We start from the raw sequence: 19,363 nt of genomic DNA, 5'->3' as shown, positions 1-19,363 counted from the left end.
ACCAACCAACCAAAATGACACAAACCGAGTTTTTAAATATTGTGATGCCTTTTAAGGACAAGGTCTTTAGATTAGCCAAACGATTACTTGTGTCTAGAGAAGAAGCAGAAGATGCGACACAAGAAGTTATTTTAAAATTATGGAAAAACAAAGCTAAAATGGAACAGTATAAAAACGTTGAAGCGTTTTCCATGACCATGACCAAAAACTTTTGTTTAGATAAGTTAAAATCTAAACAAGCACAAAATTTAAAAATTGTGCATAGTAATTATCAAGATCATAATGTTGCTTTACAAAAGCAAATTGAAGTTAATGATAGTTTAAAATGGGTCGCAAAAATTATAGAAGATCTACCAGAGCAACAAAAAATGGTAGTACAATTAAGAGATATAGAACAATATGATAATGACGAAATAGCAAAAATGTTAGACATGAATCCAACAGCTGTTAGAGTCGCATTATCAAGAGCAAGAAAAGCAATAAGAGAAAAATTAACAAGTACACATAATTATGGTGTTAAATAATATAGAACAATTACTAGAAAAGTACGAAGATGGCCTGACTACTTTAAAGGAAGAAGCACAGTTAAAAGACTATTTTAAACAAGAGACTGTTGCACCTCATTTAGAGCATTACAAAGCTATTTTTGGCTACTATATAGCAAATCAACAAGAAACTTTTACTAAAAACGTACCACTAAACGCTAAAAATAATTATAAAATTAAGTGGTTAAGCGTTGCAGCAGTAGCAGTCTTAATGGTTGGTATATATTTTAATAGACCTAAAGAAGACACAATAACAGAGGCAGACAGGTTAGCTTATAATCAAGCTAAATCGTATTTAGAGTTGGTGTCCAGAACTTTCAACAAAGGTACAGCACAAGTCCATTATTTAGGCGCTATTAATAAAGCAGGCACACAAGTTGACTATTTAAAAGAAATGGAAAACCCAGTAGGTCGCATTTTAAATAATAACAAACCCCAAAAACAATAACATAAATTTTAAAACCCAATACAATGAAAAAATATATAACAATAACAGTATTAGCAATATTATTGATGCCTTTAACAGGAATGGCTCAAGACATTTTTGAAAAATATAGTGATGAGGACAAAGTAAGTTACGTCTCAATTAAGCCAAAAATGTTTCAGATGTTGGCTAAAATAGATATTAATACAGATGATGCCGAAGCTAAAGCTTACATGGATATGGTAAACAGTATTACTAGCTTTAAAACAATGGCTACAGGAGATAAAACTATAGCAAAAGACATTACTAAATGGGTAAGTACACGTAGTGGTACTTTAGAAGAATTAATGGAAGTTAAGGACAATGGTGTTATCATGAAGTTTTATGTAAAAGAAGGTAAAGACAGTGATCATGTAAGTGAGTTATTAATGTTTATTAATGGTTTAGAGGCTGTAATGAAAGATTCTGAGGTTGAAATTAACGGAGAAAAACGTAGTATCGAAACTGTTGTAATATCATTAACAGGAGATATAGATTTAAACCAGATTTCTAAATTAACTCAAAAAATGAATCTTCCAGGAGGAGAGGAGTTAGAAAAGAAAACAAAAAACTAAAACCATGAAAACAACCATCCAATCCATAATAACACTCCTTGCTTTAAGTATTGTTATAGTAAGTTGTAAAGACCAAAACTCGATACAAACCTATTTTGTAGACCATCAAGAGTTACCAGCTTTTATGTCTTATGATGTTGCTGCAGATGTTGTAGACTTTTCTAAAGCTAACCTAAGTCCAGATGAGCAAAAAGCATATCAATCTGTAGATAAATTAGATATTTTAGCTTACCGAATTAAAGATAATAACCTAGAAAGCTATAAAACAGAGTTACAAAAAGCTAAAAAAGTTTTTAATAACGAAAAGTATGAAGAGTTAATGGAGTTTAAAGACAAAGGTGTTAAAGTAAAAGTTAGCACTTTAGGTAATGAAGATGCAATTGACGAGTTTTTAGTACTTGCAAGCTCCAATGAGTTTGGATTTACAATTGTTAGAATTTTAGGAGATAACATGAAACCAGAAGAGTTAATTAAATTGACAGATAAGTTACAAAATGCAGACATAGATCAAGCACAACTTAAAAGCTTAACTAACTTTTTTAAATAATCCTTAATAGAGTTGTAAAAAAAAGGCTTATCCATTGGATAAGCCTTTTTTATTATGTGTTATTTTCTTTTTCAAAAAAATTATCGTCGTAATCTTCAGGTTTTTTAACCATAAAAACGTTAATAATTACTATTAAATAAACCAAAACATTAATACCAATATAAACAGGATGGCTTAACCAATCTGTTGCTACACCAACTATAAATAATATGGCTGTTACAGTGCAAAGTATTAAAGATGTTTTGTCATTAAACATAATTAGATACCTGTGTAATTACTTGGAGAGATCGCTTTTAATTCGGTTTTAATAGCATCACTTACCTCTAACGTATCAATAAAATTTGAAATAGAGTTTTTATTAATAGCTTCGTTAGTTCTTGTTAGACCTTTTAAAGCTTCATATGGATTAGGGTAAGCTTCACGTCTTAAAATAGTTTGTATTGCCTCAGCAACGACAGCCCAATTATTTTCAAGATCAGCTTCAAATTTAGCTTGGTTTAATAACAGTTTACCTAAACCTTTAAGTGTAGATCCAAAACCAATTAAGGTATGTCCAAAAGGGACACCAACATTACGTAAAACAGTACTATCAGTAAGATCACGTTGCAATCTAGAAATTGGTAATTTTGCAGATAAGTGTGTAAAAATAGCATTTGCTATACCTAAATTACCTTCACTGTTTTCAAAATCAATAGGATTTACCTTGTGTGGCATTGCACTACTACCAACTTCACCTTTTTTAATTTTTTGTTTAAAGTAATCCATAGATACATACGTCCAAATGTCTCTATCTAAATCTATAACAATAGTATTTATGCGTTTTAAACAATCAAATAAAGCAGCCATATGGTCATAATGCTCTATTTGTGTCGTTGGAAACGAGTGTTGTAACCCTAGTTTTTCTTGTACAAAAGTACTTCCAAATGCTCTCCAATCAATATTTGGATAAGCCACTTTATGTGCATTAAAATTACCAGTTGCACCACCAAATTTAGCAGCACTTGGTATATCATTTAATAAATTAAATTGCTCTTCCAGACGTACAACAAAGACTTCAATTTCTTTACCTAAACGTGTTGGACTAGCAGGTTGGCCATGTGTTCTGGCTAACATTGGTATGTCTTTCCATTCTTCAGCTAAACGTTTTAATTCTTTTACAACGTTTAAGTATTCTGGGACATAGGCATCGTTCATAGCCTCTTTAATACTTAACGGTATAGCAGTATTGTTAATATCCTGAGAGGTTAATCCAAAGTGTATAAATTCTTTATAATCACTTAAACCTAAAGCATCAAATTGCTCTTTAATAAAATATTCAACCGCTTTAACATCATGGTTGGTTACTTTTTCTATATCTTTAATAGCCTGAGCATTTTCAGTGCTAAAAGATTTGTAAATGTCGCGTAAAGCTTCAAATTTACTATTATCTATAGATTCTAGTTGAGGTAATGGTACTTCACACAAAGCAATAAAGTATTCAATTTCTACTAAAACGCGATACTTGATTAAAGCTTCTTCAGAGAAAAAATCTTGTAATTTTTCGATTTTATTACGGTAACGACCATCAATTGGTGAGATGGCATTAAGTTGATTTAAAGACATAAAAATAGTTGTTTTTTAACAAGCTATAAATATAGTTTTTTTAACTATAAGACTAAAGGATTACACTTTAAGAATTTAACAAATATTAAAACCTATACCTTCAGTTTTTTAAAGATATGTTTAGCTCTTGCTTTAAAAGCAGCACTTTGACTAGTAAAATCGCGCTGTAAAATTTGCACCAATTCAGGATGTATCCAATCGTAATCTTGACCAAATAAATATAAAGTAGTCATACTGTAAGCTTTTGGAGCCACTTTACAATCATTAATTAACCAATCAAAACAAGCTTCAATAATTTTTTCTCGATGTATCGGAAGCAAGGCCTTTTTTAATTTTGAAGGCGAGTTTCCATAGTAAGCTTTAGCAATATATTCGCAGATTTTAGCGACAGGTCTTTCTGCCGAATCTAAATGCACTAAACCCATTTGATCTGTAAACCTATCTAAGTATGGGATGATGGCTTCAAGATTTTCGCCACACATAAACTCTAAAATCCAAGCGGCTCTTGCAGATATTTTGTCATCTACTTTAAATAGAATATCAAGGGTTTTTGGTATTAGTGCACTGTCGTTTAATAGCATTTTTGCATAATACAAGCGTTTTTCTCTCGAGTGATTTACATAATTTAATTCTTGATATAAAGCGTCAGTAGTCAAAGATTTACTATTTTTAAAACCTAAAAATAGCTAAAAATGAAAATACTTAAAAAGTTAGGACTTCTTATTTTAATACTTTTTGTGATTGCACAGTTTTTTTCTCCTGAAAAAAACGAAGGAAACACAGAGGATCTAACCGCTTTTTTAACCGAAACTAAGCCAAGTCCAGAGGTTCAAAAAATATTAGAAACCACATGTTTTGACTGCCACAGTAGTCATACTAACTATCCATGGTATGATAAAATTACACCTGTTAATTATTGGTTAGCAGAACATGTTGAAGATGGTCGTAAACATTTAGATTTTTCTAAATGGTCTGATTATTCAGTAAAAAGAAAAGACCATAAATTTGAAGAAATAGCTGAAGAAGTTGAAGAACATAAAATGCCTTTACCAAGTTATACGTGGACGCATTCAGAAGCAAATTTAACCCAAGATCAAATTAAAGCTATAGTAGATTGGGTTAACCAAGTCAGAGTAGGCTATGCGTTAGCGCCAAAAGCACAGTAGTACCAATTAATAATCCGTAAAAATCCCTCATTTGAACCAAAAATTATTAATCATAGGATTTGTTTGGCCAGAGCCCAAAAGTTCGGCAGCAGGTAGCAGGATGATGCAACTTATAAATGTATTTAAATCTGCAAACTATGATATTACCTTTGCATCTGCCTGTGTAAAAACGGACAATGCTTTTGATTTAACAACCCTTGACGTAACGACTAAAGCTATTGTTTTAAACAATAGTAGTTTTGATACATTTATAAAAGACTTAAACCCTAATATGGTATTGTTTGACCGTTTTATGGTAGAAGAACAATTTGGTTGGCGTGTAGCAGAGCAGTGTCCTAATGCGCTTAGAGTTTTAGATACAGAAGACTTACACTGTTTACGTAAAGGTCGTGAACAAGCTTTAAAAGATCAAGCCATTTTTGATAAAAGCTATTTGCAAAACGATACTGCAAAACGTGAAATTGCAAGTATATTGCGTAGCGATTTATCGTTTATAATCAGTCAGGTAGAAATAGAAATATTAGTAAATCAGTTTAATATTAACGAGCATCTTTTATATTACTTACCGTTTTTATTAGATCCAATTACTCCAGAAACACAAAAATTAAGCCCTAAATTTAAAGATAGAAACCATTTTATTACCATTGGTAATTTTATGCATCCACCAAATTTTGATGCAGTACTTTTTTTAAAAACCGATATTTGGCCTCTTATTAGAAAAGAATTACCAAAAGTAGAAATGCATGTTTATGGTGCCTATGAGTCTCAAAAAGTAAAACAATTACACAATCCTAAAGAGGGATTTTTAATTAAAGGTTTTACAGAAGATGCTAATAAAGTAATGCAAGAGGCTAAAGTTTGTTTAGCGCCTTTAAGATTTGGAGCTGGTTTAAAAGGAAAACTTATTGATGCCATGATAAACGGTACACCTTGTGTAACTACAACTATTGGAGCAGAAGGTATGTACGGAACGTTAAGAGATACAAATGCGTTTATTGAAGACGATGCTAAAGCATTTGCTAAGCAAGCAGCAGAATTGTATACGAACCGCATTTACTGGAATGGAAAACAAAAAACTGGTTTTATGATTATTAATACCTTGTATGATAAAGCAATCTATACTAAAGATGTTTTACATAGATTTGAACAGCTTCAAGCAGGATTACAAAGTCATAGACAACAACATTTTATTGGTCAAGTATTAATGCATCATACCGTACAAAGTACTAAGTTTATGAGTCGTTGGATTGAAGAAAAAAATAAAACCAAAACATAAACCTATGGTTTGGTTTACTTAATTATGTAAACATAAAAAGATAAAATATAAAAAAGAGCTTCAGTTTTAAACTGAAGCTCTTTTTTTATTACTCTATATGTTATATAATATAGCGTTACTTTATTAAGCAGTAACTTCACTTTTTTTGATTTTTCTGTAAGGGAAAGAATTAAAAATACTACGTTTTGCAAAACGAGTTTGTTTATCACTCTGTGAAAATTTAATGTATAATCCTTTATTTACACCAAAATACTCATAAGTATCACCATTTAAAAACGTCACTTCTAATAAAAGACCTTTATGTTGCCAGTCCATTATAGGTGTGGTAATAGTTGTCATGTACTCTTCCTTATTTGCTTCAATAGTTTCAGGAGCCATACTTACTAAAAAGTGGTAACCATCAATAATTTTTCGGCTCATTGCTTCAGCTTCAATAGCTTTTTCATCTCCAGCTTGGAATTTGTCAGGATGCCATTCTTTTACCAAATTACGGTAAGATTTTTTTAAAGTTTTTAAAGATAAATCTTGATCAACGTTAAATAGCTTTTTGTACTCGTTAATACGTTTCATAACAGGTGTTTTTTTAATAAGGCGCGAAAGTACTCTTTTGTTTTGAATTGACTATTAGAAAGTTGCAAAATTATTTGATTATAATTTCAAAACAACAAATTAAGTATTCATTTGTTTGTTTTTAAGGCGTTAACAAAAAGCTTAACCTATAAAAATAGTGTATTTATTTATTAAATAAATTTAGTGATGTAGGTATAACCTAAATTTAATGTAGGTTACAATTTGGTTATACTTTGGTAATTTTTAGTTAAAAAACCTCTTTGATAGTTATTGTTTTTTTGTGAAAAATATTCAACTTAAAAACACAACTAAAATGAAAACATTTAATTACTATGCATTAGCATTTGTAACATTATTTACACTCACTTCTTGTAATGATGATGACGATTCTGGTACAGACACAAACGAGGACGTAAATCCAGTAAATTTAATGTCGCACTCTACGACACCAAATTTTTTACAAAAAACTAGCGATTTTAATAATATCAATATATATAACTTAATGTCATCAGAGGATCAGTTAGAAAATACTCCTGATTTTGTTTATGGATCTATGGCTGATGGTGCAGGATTAATTAAAAATGATGATGGGACTTTTACATTAATCAATAATATTGAAGCAGATTACTCTATTGCTAGAATAACTTTAGACAAGACCTTTAAACCTGTAGGTGGAGAGTATATCTTAAATGCTGCAGCTACAGCATCTACAGCACAATGTTCTGGAACGTTAATTACTCCAGAAGAGCATGGTTTTGGACCATTATATTTATCTGGTGGAGAATGGGGTGGAGCCTCTAAAGGTGTTTTTATTACAGATCCATTTAAAAGTGCTGGTAATGCATCAACAGCTACATTATTAGATGCCATGGGACAATGGTCGACAGAAAATGCTGTGGCTATTGGTAAAAATGCTTATTCTGATAAAACAGTTGTTTTTATTGGAGATGATCATTCTGATAACTCTGTACCTTCAGGTCATTTAGGGATGTATGTTGGTGATGCTGGAGATTTATATGGTGGTCAATTATATGGGTTAAAAGTAACTGCAGAAGGTGTAGACTTTGAAGTAGATATGGAAGAAGGAGAATCTTATACTGCAGAATTTGTACAGTTAGATGAAACACAAATAGACCTTTTGGATGCTGAAGCTAAAAATAAAGGTGTTATGGGCTTTTCTAGATTAGAAGATATAGACTGGAGAAGAGGTAGTGCTGCTAATAATAGAGAAATTTATTTTTGCGTTACAGGAAGACATAAACCAGATTTAATAGGAAAAGGATCTTTATATGGAAGAATCTATAAAGTTACTTTAAATGAAAACGATCCAACAGGACCAGCAACTATTACTTGTGTTTTAGATGGAGATAAATTAGATGGTGTAGCAAAAGCATTCCATAGTCCAGATAATATTTTAGTGACTGAAAATTATGCTTACATCCAAGAAGATCCAAACGGATATTTTGATACAGACGATAAAACACACTATGCTAGATTATACCAATATAATTTAAATACTGGTGAGTTTAAAACAGTATTAGAATGTGATCAAATATCAGCAGCTGCTCAAGGTTATGGAGCAGAGAATCGCATTTGGGAGCTTACAGGTATGATTGATATTTCTGAAACTGTTGGAAAAGAAGATACATTTATATTAATTACTCAAAATCATGGTTGGGAACCAGAAGATGGTTCTTCTTTTACAGATCCAAATGCTAATCCTGACTTAGAAAACCGTAAAGAAGGTAGTATGCTTTTTGTAGTTGAAGGTTTAGAACGTTAATACATGAAAGTATATTTTTATAAAAATATAAAGACACACCAACTATTGGTGTGTCTTTTTTTAATGGTTTTATGTGGTTGTAAAAAGAATGATGCAACTACTAATATTAGTCCTGTTAAGCAATATCAAAAAACTTATTTAAAACATTTAAACGCTAGCGTAAATTATCTAGACTCATTGTTATCTAGTACTTCTAAAAACAAATTTCAATTCCACTATTTAAAAGCTAGACAACATTTTAAACAGATTGAAGCAGTATTTGCTTTTGTAGATAAAGAAAATTACAAAACTATAAATGCTCCAAATATTTTAAAAATTGAAGAAGAGGATGCAACAGATATTAAAATAAATAATCCGTTTGGTTTTCAGGTTATTGAAGAGACTGTTTATGAAGACACAATAGACACAGTTGAGCTTAAAAAGATAGTTTTAAAAACAAAAAATAGATTACAATTAATAGCTAATAACACCAATCTAAAATTAAAAGACTACCATGTTTTATGGATTATTCGTGATCAAATTGCTAGAATAGCACTGACAAGTATTTCTGGTTTTGATTCACCTGTATTACAGTCCCTAAAAGAATCTGCAATTGCTTATCAAGGTGTTTTAGATGTATTAGAAGTATTTAAGAATAATTTTAAGTCTAAAACAGTATATCAAGATTTTAAATCTGAGATTGAAACTTCGCAAAACTTATTAAATTCAAGTGATTTTGAAACTTTTGATCGTTATAGTTTTATTAAAAGTCATGCGCATAAACAATTAGAGTTATTACAAGCTATTAAAAAGGATTGGTCAGTAGACTTTCCTTTGGAGTTGGCTTTTAATAACGACATGACGTCTTTGTTCTCTAACACGACTTTTAATCTTGATTTTTTTGCAGACTTACCTCATGCAGATACGTTACAATTACAAAAGCAACAATTAGGGAAAGTATTATTTAATGATACTAGATTGTCTAAAGATAATAGTATGAGTTGCGCTAGTTGCCACCATAAAGACAAAGCGTTTACAGATGGACTTAAGGTGTTTCCTAATCAAAAACGAAACTCGCCAACATTACTTTATGCAGCTTATCAGCAAAGCTTTTTTTATGATGGTCGTACTGGTAATTTAGAAGGTCAAATTGTAGATGTGGTAAATAATAAAGCCGAATTCCATTCGGATTTAGACAATTTAACAAAGGTTGTTAAAACGGATTCTATTTACGTTAATACTTTTAACACCTTGTTTAAGGATGGTGTTAATCAGCAAAACATTAGAAACTCAATTGCTGCTTATGTTAGAAGTTTGGGAGATTTTAATTCTAAATTTGATTTAAATATTAACGGAAAAGAAAACACTTTAACCACTCAAGAAATAAATGGGTTTAATTTATTTATGGGAAAAGCAAAGTGTGCAACTTGTCATTTTCCACCAGTTTTTAACGGAACAGTACCACCTGTTTTTACTGAAACAGAGTTTGAATTGTTAGGCGTACCAAAAGACACGATTACTAATGTGGTTGATACAGATTTAGGACGATATAATGTGTTTAATACACCACAACGACAGCACTTTTTTAAGACACCAACAATAAGGAATATTTCTAAAACAGGACCTTATATGCACAACGGAGTGTATACCACTTTAGAACAAGTCATGACATTTTATAACAATGGAGGAGGAGCAGGACTTAAAATGGATTTAGAATACCAAACATTACCTTCGGATTCATTACAGTTATCCAATAAAGAAATTAAAGCTGTGATTAGTTTTATGAAAACATTGGATGATCTATAATCTATTATTCATTTAAAAGAACAAAAAACAATCCATATTGAATGGTTGATTTTTTTTGTTTTCAACTTTAGTATAAAGTTTTTTTAAAATTCTAAATCTGTATTTTTAAATAATGCTTGAAAGGCAAAAGCAATAAGCATAACGATGACACAACCGACAAAGTTTAGCCATAAAAAAGGAAGGTTTATAACTTCGAATTCATCTAAAAAGAATAATCCAATGACTAATACTTGCGTAATTAAAGCAGCTACAAAAACAGCATTAGCTTTGATATGTTTAAAGAAAAAGGCTAATAAGAAAATACCAAGGACGTTACCATAAAATATAGATCCAATAATATTTACTAACTGAATTAAGTTTTCGGCTAGATTTGCAACACAAGCCACACCAATAGCCAAAATACCCCAAAGTAATGTAAATCCTCTAGAGGCTTTAACCATTTCTTCGTCTGTTTTAGATCCTACTCTGTTTTTGTATAAATCAATAGTTGTAGTACTAGCTAGTGCATTAAGCTCTGAAGCTGTACTTGACATAGCTGCACTTAAAATAACAGCCAATAACAATCCAATTAATCCTTTTGGTAAATTATTAAGTATAAAATGAATAAAAACATAATCCTTATCGTTGCTTTCTACTTTTAAACCTTTTGCTTCACCAGCTTTTTCAATTAACGCTTTAGCTTCGTTACGGATATCATCGTTAGCTTCATTTGCAATAGAAATATATTTTGCAGCATTAGGAGTTTCGTTGTTTGTAAACGCACTGATAATGGTTTGTTTATCCTTGAAAATTTTACTTTGTTCAGCTTCCAAGCTTTTATAATCTTCAGCATATTTACTATTTAATACTAAATCTGTAGCAGTTGGATTAAAATTTAAAGGGGCTTCATTAAATTGATAAAACACAAAAACCATGACACCAACTAGAAGAATAAAAAACTGCATTGGGACTTTAAGTAATCCGTTAAAAATTAATCCTAAGCGCATTTCTTTTACAGATTTACCAGATAAATAACGTTGGACCTGACTTTGATCTGTACCAAAATAAGATAGCATTAAAAACGTCCCTCCAATTAGACCACTCCAAACGGTGTATCTATTATTTAAATCGAAAGAAAAATCAAGGACTTCCATCTTACCACTAGCTCCAGCAATGTCTAAGGCTTTTCTAAAAGTAATGTCGTCAGGTAATTGATTTAAAATTAAAATGAAAGCAATGACCATTCCTGTAAAAATGACCACCATTTGATGCTTCTGTGTCACATTAACAGCTTTAGTACCACCAGAAACCGTATAAATAATGACCAAAACACCAATAATTACGTTTAATAACAAAAGGTTCCAGCCAAGTACAGCAGATAATATTATAGCAGGCGCAAAAATGGTGATTCCTGCAGCAAGTCCACGCTGAATTAAAAATAAAACAGCGGTTAGGGTACGTGTTTTACGGTCAAATCTGTTTTCTAAAAACTCATAAGCAGTGTACACTTTTAGTCTATGATACAATGGTATAAAAACCATACAAATTACAATCATAGCAATTGGTAGTCCAAAATAGAATTGTACAAATCCCATTCCGGAATGAAATGCTTGACCTGGTGTACTTAAAAAGGTGATAGCACTGGCTTGGGTAGCCATTACAGATAGACCAATAGTCCACCATTTGCTATTGCTTCCGCCTTTTAAATAATCTTGTACATTTTTACTTCCTCTGGTTTGATACGTACCATATATAACAATGGTTAATAATGTCCCGATTAAGACAATCCAATCTAGTGTTTGCATAATTTAGAACAGTTTTGTGATAAAGTAAAAAGCGATAACATACGCAAGGTTAGCGACTAACAGTAAGGTGTATAATGGTTTCCATTGGTATTTTGGTTGGTCTTTTTGCATAGTTTAATGTTTTAATCCATTATCATTATTAATATTGTTTTTACCTATACTTAGCATATTTGCAAATAACCTATATGCACCAGAAACTCCTGCAGGAAACTCTCTAAAAAAGCTTAAGCCTGTATAGATATAATGTCCTTTTCCATGTTTCGCGACCAGTAAGCTTCCTGTTTTAGCAGTTTCGTTTTTGTCATGCATAGATAATATTGGCGTAAACTGTGGAGCCCATTGATTTGGAAAATACAAACCACGCTCTTGCGTCCAACCTTCAAAATCTTTAGTAGTAATAGTGTTAGGAAAGTTTAATATCTCATGTTTAGGAGCTAATAATTTAACTTCGGCGTTTTCATCTGTAACACGATCTCTAGATAATTTTAAGTCGTAAGGTGCAATTTGATCTGTTTTTAAACGACGATTAGTATTGTATTGCACAATCATGTTTCCTCCATTTTTAACAAAATCAAACAGTAGGTCTTGTTTAAATTTTAAAGTTTCAACAATATTGTAAGCTCTAATACCTACGACTACAGCATCAAAAGCACTAAGTCTTTCTGCTGTAATGTCTTCAGGTTTTAAAACCATAACATTATAACCAATTTGCTTTAAACTTTCAGGAACCACATCTCCAGCACCTTCAATGTAAGCAATGTTATTTCCTCTTTTTTGAATGTCAAGGCGTACAATTTTACTTTCGCTAGGTAGTAATACTGTTTGAAACGGAATATGCTCATAGTCAATTTCTACTAACTCTCTAGTGTAAGTTTTATTACCAATAGTAACAATAGGACTTAATAAGCCTTCATTTTGATTTTTAGGAGGAATAACAGTAAAAACTAAGGTTTGCTCTTGACCTTTATTAGCAATAGAAATGTTTTGCTTTTCAGGATACACAGACCATCCGTTTGGATAGGCAAGGGTAACAAAACCTTCTAAATTATCTTTTCCTGCTTTAACAGTTACAGGAATCTCTTTTTGTTGGTCATTTTCAAAAATAATAACCTTCTGATCTATTTTGGCAGAGGCCTCAGGTATAATTTCAAAAGGTCTATACAATTCACCTTTATCAGGTTTTGAATAACGATAAATTAGGTCTTTTTTTAGTGTAAAAGCAAAACCATTTATATTTAAATTAAAATCAACCGTTATTGCACGTGGTGTTTCTGGTTTTCCTATTAAGTTTTTATCATCAACAGTGTACATTCCTAAACTTCCTTTTTTATTTAGCCAATAAGGAGCTGTAGGTTGTAATTTTGTAGATATAGTAAGCTGCTCCTTTATTTGTTGTTTGTTGTTGTAATTTAAAGGTTTACCGTATTTAGTAGTATTAATTTTATTATTTAATATAGAATAACTGTCTAATGTTATGTTTGCGTTGCTTCGGTTTAAGGCTTCTATAGTTACATCTATAGTTTGGCCAGTTGAAGCTGTTGGAGCGCTTGCTGAAGCCTCAAGATATAATCCTGCACAAGCTTCAATTATTCTATTAATTTCTTTAATTTTTTGAGTTTTCCATTGAGGATTATCTATGTTAGCAATTAATTGTCTAGCTTCTAATAGTTGACTTAAATGCGCTGAAGGATTTTCAAAATTAAAATTGTTTTCAATAGTTTTTAAAATAGCTTCAATTTTTTTACCACCTTTAACTCTTGTCCAAGTGGTATTTATGCCATCAAAAATATTGTTTTTATCTTTTGGTAAATCACCTTTAATTAACTCGATATATTCAGTTTGACTTCCACGTTGAGATAAACGACCAAAACCTTGGCACAAATGTTGGCTACTGGCTAATGCTGCTATTTCGTTGTTTGATAAGCCTAATGTAGGATAATAGACACCAATGTCAAAGCTTAAAAGATTTGTTTTATCTGCTTCATCAAATTTTTCTTGGCTACCATAAAACCACCATGAGGTATTAAAAAACTCGCGTTGAGGTTGCCAAGTTCCGTATTGTTTAACTTGATCAGGATATGCATTTTTATCGTTAGCCAGATCAAAAGCTTCTACACTTAACATAGCCGAACTTGTGTGATGACCATGTGTCGTACCTGGACTTCTGTGGTCAAAACGGTTTATTATAATATCTGGTTTAAATTGTCTGATAGCTAAAACTACATCATTAAGGACTTCGTCTTTATTCCAGATCTCTAAAGTTTCATCAGGATGTTTAGAGTATCCAAAATCATTAGCTCTTGTAAAGCGTTGTTCTCCGCCATCTGTACGCCTTGCTGCTAATAGCTCTTGCGTACGTATTACACCTAATAGCTCTCTAATTTCTGGACCTATAAGGTTTTGTCCACCATCACCACGTGTTAATGATAAGTAAGCAGTGCGTGCTTTAACATGGTTAGCCATGTAAGAAATTAATCTTGTGTTTTCGTCATCAGGATGTGCTGCCAAATATAAAACAGAACCCAAAAAGTTTAGTTTTTTAACAGATTGATGTATCTCTGAAGCGTTAAGTTTTTCGGGTTGTTGTGCTTGTGTAGTAAGCGAAATACTCAGTAATAGTAAGACCGAAGCCAATAATTTTTGCATGGTTATTTTTTCAAATTTGAAACTATTTCAAATATAAACAAGTCATGTAGTGATTTTTGGATTTTTAGTTTTCTTTAACTTAAATTAACACAAAGTGAAAGTTGAAAACTGACAATATTAAAAGGTTTAATAATGAAATTATTTTAGATTATGTCTATTAGCTTACAACCACTTTTTACGTTTAAAATAAACAACCATACCAATAAAAATAGCAATCATGACTATCCAAACAATATAATAACCGTCAGGGTTTTCTAGTTCAGGCATGTTTTTAAAATTCATACCATAGACACCAGCAATAAAGGTTAGTGGTATGAAGATAGTAGCCATTATGGTTAATACCTTCATGACTTCGTTCATTTTATTACTGATAGTTGTCATGTACATGTCCATTAAACTCCAAATCATTTCTCGGTAAATGTCAATGTTTTCTGTTACCTGAATAATATGGTCGTAAACGTCCCTAAAATAGTGTGTGGTTTTTTCTTCTATTAACGGACCTTCGCTTTTTTCTAGTCTATTTATTATCTCGCGAAGTGGAAAAATAGCACGTCTAATTTTTAAAATTTCTCGTTTTAAGTTTTGTATTTGCTGAGAGATTTCCTCTTGCGTTAAACCCGTAAATAAATCGTCCTCAAGATCTTCGATTTTGTTACCCATGGTTTCAATAATAGCATAGTAATGGTCAACAATAGCATCGATTAACGCATATAGTAAATAGTCGGACCCTTCATCACGAATACGTCCTTTTTTATGTCTAATACGTTCTCTTAAACCGTTAAAAACATCTCCTTCTGCTTCTTGAAAAGTCAAAACGTAATTTTTACCCATGACCATGCTAACTTGCTCTGAGACTATTTTTTCAGATTCGTCATAATACATCATTTTTAAAACTATAAAAAAGTAGTCTTTATACTCGTCTATTTTTGGTCGTTGTGATGTATTTACAATATCCTCCAATATTAAAGGATGAAGATTGTAATGTTGTCCAATTTTTTCGATTTGGTTTATAAAGTTTAAACCGTTTAGATTAAACCAAGTTACGGTTTCAGAATCTTTAAATCTAAATGCTTCTTCGACAGAAGATAAATCGGCTTCTTTATAATCATGCTCATTATAATCAAAAGCATGAAGTTGTAATTGTTTATTGTCTTTGGCACCTGTATACACTAATGCACCTGGTACTTGACCTAGATGTTTTTTATAATTTTGGGTACGCTTTTTTTGTCTTTTTTTAGCCATAATGTTTACCTAGTGCATGTCACCAAAATGCTCGATAGCATCTTTTTTAACTAAAGTTACAGCTTTTTGCAGAATTAGGTTGTTTGGGTATGTTACTAAGTCTCCATCATCTTGTCTTAGTAATAGTTGAAAGGCTCTAATGTCCTCTATAATAGCTTCGATTGGAGCATCTTTATCGTGTATTTTTATTTTGTCACCTACTTTATAAGGAAACGAAAAAAACATGATTATACCAGATGTTATGTTGCTTAATATTGACCATACTGCAAATAATCCAACACCTAAAACTGCAAATACAGAAGAAAATATAACGGTTAAGTTTTCTAGTTCTGCACCAAATATATAAGCAAGTATTAAAAGGAATACCAAAAAAAGGGTAAAGGTGGTGTATCTTGATATTAAACCAATTCTTGCATCATTAATTCCGCTTTTACGACCTATTTTTTTTATTGAAATTTTTAATAGTAAACGAATGACTATAAAAACTAATAACAATATAGCTGATGCTAAAATTTCTGATTGTAAATTTTTAAAAAACATATAGCGTTTTAATAAGTTGGCAAATATAGTTTTTATTCTAATTTAAGTGTTTTTCTTAACTCTAAATCTGCGTTACTTTTTTTGTTCCAATAGGCAGATTTTATGGTTTTTAATTTTGTTGCTTTTGTAGTTAGACCGTTGATGGTTTCCTGCCAAGATTCGATAGTATACGGGAATTTAGGACTGAAGTTGATGACTAGCTTTTTATCTAAATCGGCTATAGTTAGCGTGTACTGTCCTGGCTTTATTTCCGCGAAAGCGTTATAAGATTTTAGGGGTTTATGGGTTAGTCTAGTAAACTCTAAACTTGGTATGATTTTAAAATCACCAACAGGTAAACTTTTAGGGTCGATACGTAATTGTGTCCACAGTTGATTTTCTAAAATGGCTTTGTCTAAGTTGAAATTTTGATCTGCTTCACCTTGAAAGTAAGAGTGAGAGCTGATTTGAAATTGCTCGCGATTATTTAGTTGTGTGTATACATGTCCACACCATTCTTGCATTGATGCACTAACTTTTATAGCGTGTTGGTTATTGGCTATTGGGTAAAATGTGCTTTGCATTATGCTGTAAGGATAAATACCTGTATTAAATTTTTTTGTGGCATTTAGTTTTAAAACGTTTATGTTTTGTGAAGTGTTTTGGTCTGCTTTGACTTGTTGGTCTTTAAGAAAGGGTTCGGTTACAAAGACCAAAACTGCTTTTCCGTCACGTATTTCGCCATAACGAGCTTGGTCTAATTGGTATGAGGTGATTTCGGCTTGACCTTGGTACCAATAGTCATTAAATAGTTTATTAGGTTTGAAAGCAGGTGTTTTTGTGGATTTAGTATCCTTTGTTTCTGCTTTTGCTGTTGTTTTAGTTGTACTTTCGGGCTGATTGTTGCAGCTAAATAACAAGTGAGCTATTATAATTACTGTAGTGTATTTTAGGATTTTCATAGTTTGTTTTACTATAAAAGTACAATTCTAAAATTGGTCAGCAATGGTATTTAACGTTTCATAAACAAGGTGTGTTGGCATACCAACGACATTAAAAAAGGAGCCTTCTATACTAATAACTCCAATTTGGCCAATCCATTCTTGGATACCATACGATCCTGCTTTGTCCAGAGGCGCATAGGTGTTTACGTAATGCCAGATTTCGTCATCAGTAAATTCTTTAAACGTGACTTTAGTGACAGCATTTACGGTTTTTTGAAAGTTTTTAGTACGTATGCTTACAGATGTAATGACCTCGTGAGTATCATTGCTTAATGAGGCTAACATTGCGTAGGCTTCATCGTTGTTTTGTGGTTTCCCTAAAGCTTTACTTTTGTGCCAAACAATGGTGTCACTGGTAACTAATATTTCATGAGGTTTAAGTTGATCTATAAACGGAATAGCTTTAAGCTCGGCTATATGATCACTGATTTGGTAGTGTAATAAATGTTTAGGGTAATCTTCTTTAGTGTCTTTTAAACGAACTTCAAAATCTAAGCCTAAATCTCTAAAAAATTGTTGTCGTCTTGGTGAGCCTGAGGCTAATATTATATGTCTGTCTTTTAGTTTTTGGTTTAGCATAATTATTTGTTTAAAAGATGAATGACCATTGATAGTATACCTAATAACATGATTACTTTAAGCCATTTGCTTATATTTTTAAACTCTGTTTTTTTCTCGGCAGTAAACAGTTTGATTGCAACGTAAACTAAAGGAGCTATGACGGTTATTAAAAAATAGACAACAACTATTTCTTGCATGTATAGAAAAGCAGCTAAATAGTAAATTAAAATACCTATGGCTATTATTGTTATTACAAATGCAATTTTTGAAGCTCTGTTAATACCTAATACTATTGGTAAGGTTTTTAATTGTGCTTTATAATCGCCATCAACGTCTTGTATGTCCTTAACAATTTCTCTGATTAATGTTATAATAAAAGCAAAAACAGAATAGTCAAAAAGAACCTCAAACATTGAGGATTGTAAGTATTGGTTTTGAGGTGTTACAGCAGGCAGTAAGTCAAAAACACCAACTATAATTAAGCTTAAACCAACCATTAAACCAATAACAATGTTGCCAACAAGTAGTATTTGCTGTAAAAAAGTAGCATAAATGTAAAGTAAGGCTGCTATGATAACAAATATTGCAAAAAAGCTACTTTGACCCACAGCATGAGATAAATAAAACCCTAAAACGACACCAATTACCGTAAATATCATATAATAATTGTAGGCTTTGTTTACAGAAATGTGTTTGCCAATAACAAGTTGGTCTGGTTTGTTTATGGAGTCTGCATTAACATCAAGAATATCATTAATAATATAACCACCTGATGCAATACAAAGTGTTGAAATTACTAAAAGTATAAACTGAAAGGGATCTAGTGTAGTAGATACAAAAACCGATGTTCCGTCAATAAACATGCTTAGCGATGGGAATAAGGCATACTTAATCAATATTTGTACTAATGCTATTAGTAGCAAATTTTTAAACCTAATAAGTTGTAGTAATTTCAAGTTGTATATGTTTTAAATAAAAATTATTTGAATAATACACCTTCCAACATTTTAATGCAGCATATAGTAATTATAATAAGCAAAACTATTGTTGTAGCAATAGCAATATTGTTTTGGTGTTTTGTTTGTCTTCTAATTTTATTTTTTATTTGCAATTTTTCTATTTCAGAGAGTTTATCTATTTTAAAATCAGATTTGAATTGTTTATTGGATTCAGAATTCAAATGAGATTTTAATTTAGAGAAAGGTGTTTTAGATTTTTGGTTAAATGCCCAAGTTTTGTTGCCAAAACCAATATATCCAAATCCAATGTTATGTCTTCTTTTAGAGTGTTTCAAA

Annotated in this window: 20 protein-coding genes; 8 read left to right on the top strand and 12 right to left on the bottom strand. The window is 31.4% G+C overall.

All coding sequences use genetic code 11. The features are described from left to right. The first annotated feature begins 14 nt into the window (after window positions 1-14). From ITB9_RS05310 to ITB9_RS05295, 4 genes are read left to right on the top strand one after another with little or no spacing between them, the layout of a single operon-like run. On the top strand, window positions 15-524 hold the full coding sequence (locus tag ITB9_RS05310) for an RNA polymerase sigma factor (protein WP_054851512.1): 510 nt from the start codon (window positions 15-17) through the stop codon (window positions 522-524). Then, the gene (locus tag ITB9_RS05305; protein ID WP_028606457.1) at window positions 511-993 is read left to right on the top strand and encodes a hypothetical protein; all 483 of its coding nucleotides are present in this window, start codon (window positions 511-513) and stop codon (window positions 991-993) included. Before ITB9_RS05310 ends, ITB9_RS05305 begins: the two co-directional genes overlap by 14 nt. Before the next feature lie 23 nt (window positions 994-1,016). Next, window positions 1,017-1,583: a DUF4252 domain-containing protein gene (locus ITB9_RS05300; protein ID WP_028291226.1), complete on the top strand. Its 567-nt coding sequence runs from the start codon at window positions 1,017-1,019 to the stop codon at window positions 1,581-1,583. Window positions 1,584-1,587: 4 nt separating this feature from the next. Beyond that, on the top strand, window positions 1,588-2,130 hold the full coding sequence (locus ITB9_RS05295) for a DUF4252 domain-containing protein (RefSeq protein ID WP_054851432.1): 543 nt from the start codon (window positions 1,588-1,590) through the stop codon (window positions 2,128-2,130). A 52-nt stretch (window positions 2,131-2,182) separates the two neighbouring features. Here ITB9_RS05295 and ITB9_RS05290 read toward each other — a convergent pair whose 3' ends face one another. The 3 genes from ITB9_RS05290 to ITB9_RS05280 all read right to left on the bottom strand — a co-directional run bounded on the left by ITB9_RS05290 (window position 2,183) and on the right by ITB9_RS05280 (window position 4,388). After that, a complete protein-coding gene (locus ITB9_RS05290) occupies window positions 2,183-2,386 on the bottom strand; it encodes a hypothetical protein (protein ID WP_028606454.1) in 204 nt (67 codons plus the stop codon). A 2-nt stretch (window positions 2,387-2,388) separates the two neighbouring features. Then, window positions 2,389-3,732 carry an adenylosuccinate lyase gene (gene purB / locus ITB9_RS05285; RefSeq protein WP_054851431.1) on the bottom strand — a complete coding sequence of 448 codons (1,344 nt, stop codon included), beginning with the start codon at window positions 3,730-3,732 and terminating at the stop codon, window positions 2,389-2,391. Between the two features lie 92 nt (window positions 3,733-3,824). Next, window positions 3,825-4,388: a hypothetical protein gene (locus ITB9_RS05280; protein WP_054851430.1), complete on the bottom strand. Its 564-nt coding sequence runs from the start codon at window positions 4,386-4,388 to the stop codon at window positions 3,825-3,827. Window positions 4,389-4,424: 36 nt separating this feature from the next. Between ITB9_RS05280 and ITB9_RS05275 the strand changes: the two genes are divergently transcribed. Both ITB9_RS05275 and ITB9_RS05270 read left to right on the top strand, forming a co-directional pair. Next, window positions 4,425-4,898 (top strand): heme-binding domain-containing protein, encoded by a 474-nt coding sequence (locus ITB9_RS05275; protein WP_054851429.1) that lies wholly within the window; start codon window positions 4,425-4,427, stop codon window positions 4,896-4,898. Window positions 4,899-4,929: 31 nt separating this feature from the next. Beyond that, window positions 4,930-6,174 carry a glycosyltransferase family 4 protein gene (locus ITB9_RS05270; RefSeq protein ID WP_054851428.1) on the top strand — a complete coding sequence of 415 codons (1,245 nt, stop codon included), beginning with the start codon at window positions 4,930-4,932 and terminating at the stop codon, window positions 6,172-6,174. 123 nt (window positions 6,175-6,297) lie between these two features. Here ITB9_RS05270 and ITB9_RS05265 read toward each other — a convergent pair whose 3' ends face one another. After that, the gene (locus ITB9_RS05265; protein ID WP_028291219.1) at window positions 6,298-6,744 is read right to left on the bottom strand and encodes a KTSC domain-containing protein; all 447 of its coding nucleotides are present in this window, start codon (window positions 6,742-6,744) and stop codon (window positions 6,298-6,300) included. A 313-nt stretch (window positions 6,745-7,057) separates the two neighbouring features. On the opposite strand from ITB9_RS05265, the gene ITB9_RS05260 reads away from it, so the two are divergent. Further along, window positions 7,058-8,527, top strand: a complete 1,470-nt coding sequence (locus ITB9_RS05260; RefSeq protein ID WP_054851427.1) for an alkaline phosphatase PhoX — start codon at window positions 7,058-7,060, stop codon at window positions 8,525-8,527. Between the two features lie 3 nt (window positions 8,528-8,530). Continuing rightward, window positions 8,531-10,312 (top strand): cytochrome-c peroxidase, encoded by a 1,782-nt coding sequence (locus tag ITB9_RS05255; protein WP_054851426.1) that lies wholly within the window; start codon window positions 8,531-8,533, stop codon window positions 10,310-10,312. An 83-nt stretch (window positions 10,313-10,395) separates the two neighbouring features. On the opposite strand, the gene ITB9_RS05250 is transcribed toward ITB9_RS05255, so the two are convergent. The 8 genes from ITB9_RS05250 to ITB9_RS05215 all read right to left on the bottom strand — a co-directional run bounded on the left by ITB9_RS05250 (window position 10,396) and on the right by ITB9_RS05215 (window position 19,362). Then, on the bottom strand, window positions 10,396-12,096 hold the full coding sequence (locus ITB9_RS05250) for a sodium:solute symporter (RefSeq protein ID WP_054851425.1): 1,701 nt from the start codon (window positions 12,094-12,096) through the stop codon (window positions 10,396-10,398). A gap of 114 nt (window positions 12,097-12,210) precedes the next feature. After that, a complete protein-coding gene (locus ITB9_RS05245; RefSeq protein WP_054851424.1) occupies window positions 12,211-14,742 on the bottom strand; it encodes a PIG-L family deacetylase in 2,532 nt (843 codons plus the stop codon). Between the two features lie 162 nt (window positions 14,743-14,904). Beyond that, window positions 14,905-15,984: a magnesium/cobalt transporter CorA gene (corA, locus tag ITB9_RS05240; protein ID WP_028606444.1), complete on the bottom strand. Its 1,080-nt coding sequence runs from the start codon at window positions 15,982-15,984 to the stop codon at window positions 14,905-14,907. 9 nt (window positions 15,985-15,993) lie between these two features. Beyond that, on the bottom strand, window positions 15,994-16,524 hold the full coding sequence (locus ITB9_RS05235; RefSeq protein WP_054851423.1) for a mechanosensitive ion channel domain-containing protein: 531 nt from the start codon (window positions 16,522-16,524) through the stop codon (window positions 15,994-15,996). A 32-nt stretch (window positions 16,525-16,556) separates the two neighbouring features. After that, on the bottom strand, window positions 16,557-17,465 hold the full coding sequence (locus ITB9_RS05230; RefSeq protein ID WP_054851422.1) for a hypothetical protein: 909 nt from the start codon (window positions 17,463-17,465) through the stop codon (window positions 16,557-16,559). A 27-nt stretch (window positions 17,466-17,492) separates the two neighbouring features. Further along, complete coding sequence (locus tag ITB9_RS05225) at window positions 17,493-18,086, bottom strand: Maf family nucleotide pyrophosphatase (protein ID WP_054851421.1); 594 nt, start codon at window positions 18,084-18,086, stop codon at window positions 17,493-17,495. A 2-nt stretch (window positions 18,087-18,088) separates the two neighbouring features. Further along, the gene (locus ITB9_RS05220; protein ID WP_028291209.1) at window positions 18,089-19,024 is read right to left on the bottom strand and encodes a geranylgeranylglycerol-phosphate geranylgeranyltransferase; all 936 of its coding nucleotides are present in this window, start codon (window positions 19,022-19,024) and stop codon (window positions 18,089-18,091) included. 23 nt (window positions 19,025-19,047) lie between these two features. Continuing rightward, complete coding sequence (locus tag ITB9_RS05215; RefSeq protein ID WP_054851420.1) at window positions 19,048-19,362, bottom strand: hypothetical protein; 315 nt, start codon at window positions 19,360-19,362, stop codon at window positions 19,048-19,050. Window position 19,363: the final 1 nt, after the last annotated feature.

Source organism: Olleya sp. ITB9 (genome assembly GCF_001315805.1).
Taxonomy (GTDB): domain Bacteria; phylum Bacteroidota; class Bacteroidia; order Flavobacteriales; family Flavobacteriaceae; genus Olleya; species Olleya sediminilitoris.
The sequence above is the reverse complement of the archived record's forward strand: the minus strand, read 5'-3'. Positions and strand labels throughout refer to the sequence as shown.

Excerpts from the sequence above, each read along its gene's own strand:
- ITB9_RS05310 (WP_054851512.1), top strand. The coding sequence starts at position 15 with ATGACACAAACCGAGTTTTTAAATATTGTGATGCCTTTTAAGGACAAG.
- ITB9_RS05305 (WP_028606457.1), top strand. The coding sequence starts at position 511 with ATGGTGTTAAATAATATAGAACAATTACTAGAAAAGTACGAAGATGGC.
- ITB9_RS05300 (WP_028291226.1), top strand. The coding sequence starts at position 1,017 with ATGAAAAAATATATAACAATAACAGTATTAGCAATATTATTGATGCCT.
- ITB9_RS05295 (WP_054851432.1), top strand. The coding sequence starts at position 1,588 with ATGAAAACAACCATCCAATCCATAATAACACTCCTTGCTTTAAGTATT.
- ITB9_RS05290 (WP_028606454.1), bottom strand. The coding sequence starts at position 2,386 with ATGTTTAATGACAAAACATCTTTAATACTTTGCACTGTAACAGCCATA.
- purB (WP_054851431.1), bottom strand. The coding sequence starts at position 3,732 with ATGTCTTTAAATCAACTTAATGCCATCTCACCAATTGATGGTCGTTAC.
- ITB9_RS05275 (WP_054851429.1), top strand. The coding sequence starts at position 4,425 with ATGAAAATACTTAAAAAGTTAGGACTTCTTATTTTAATACTTTTTGTG.
- ITB9_RS05265 (WP_028291219.1), bottom strand. The coding sequence starts at position 6,744 with ATGAAACGTATTAACGAGTACAAAAAGCTATTTAACGTTGATCAAGAT.
- ITB9_RS05260 (WP_054851427.1), top strand. The coding sequence starts at position 7,058 with ATGAAAACATTTAATTACTATGCATTAGCATTTGTAACATTATTTACA.
- ITB9_RS05255 (WP_054851426.1), top strand. The coding sequence starts at position 8,531 with ATGAAAGTATATTTTTATAAAAATATAAAGACACACCAACTATTGGTG.
- ITB9_RS05250 (WP_054851425.1), bottom strand. The coding sequence starts at position 12,096 with ATGCAAACACTAGATTGGATTGTCTTAATCGGGACATTATTAACCATT.
- ITB9_RS05245 (WP_054851424.1), bottom strand. The coding sequence starts at position 14,742 with ATGCAAAAATTATTGGCTTCGGTCTTACTATTACTGAGTATTTCGCTT.
- corA (WP_028606444.1), bottom strand. The coding sequence starts at position 15,984 with ATGGCTAAAAAAAGACAAAAAAAGCGTACCCAAAATTATAAAAAACAT.
- ITB9_RS05235 (WP_054851423.1), bottom strand. The coding sequence starts at position 16,524 with ATGTTTTTTAAAAATTTACAATCAGAAATTTTAGCATCAGCTATATTG.
- ITB9_RS05230 (WP_054851422.1), bottom strand. The coding sequence starts at position 17,465 with ATGAAAATCCTAAAATACACTACAGTAATTATAATAGCTCACTTGTTA.
- ITB9_RS05225 (WP_054851421.1), bottom strand. The coding sequence starts at position 18,086 with ATGCTAAACCAAAAACTAAAAGACAGACATATAATATTAGCCTCAGGC.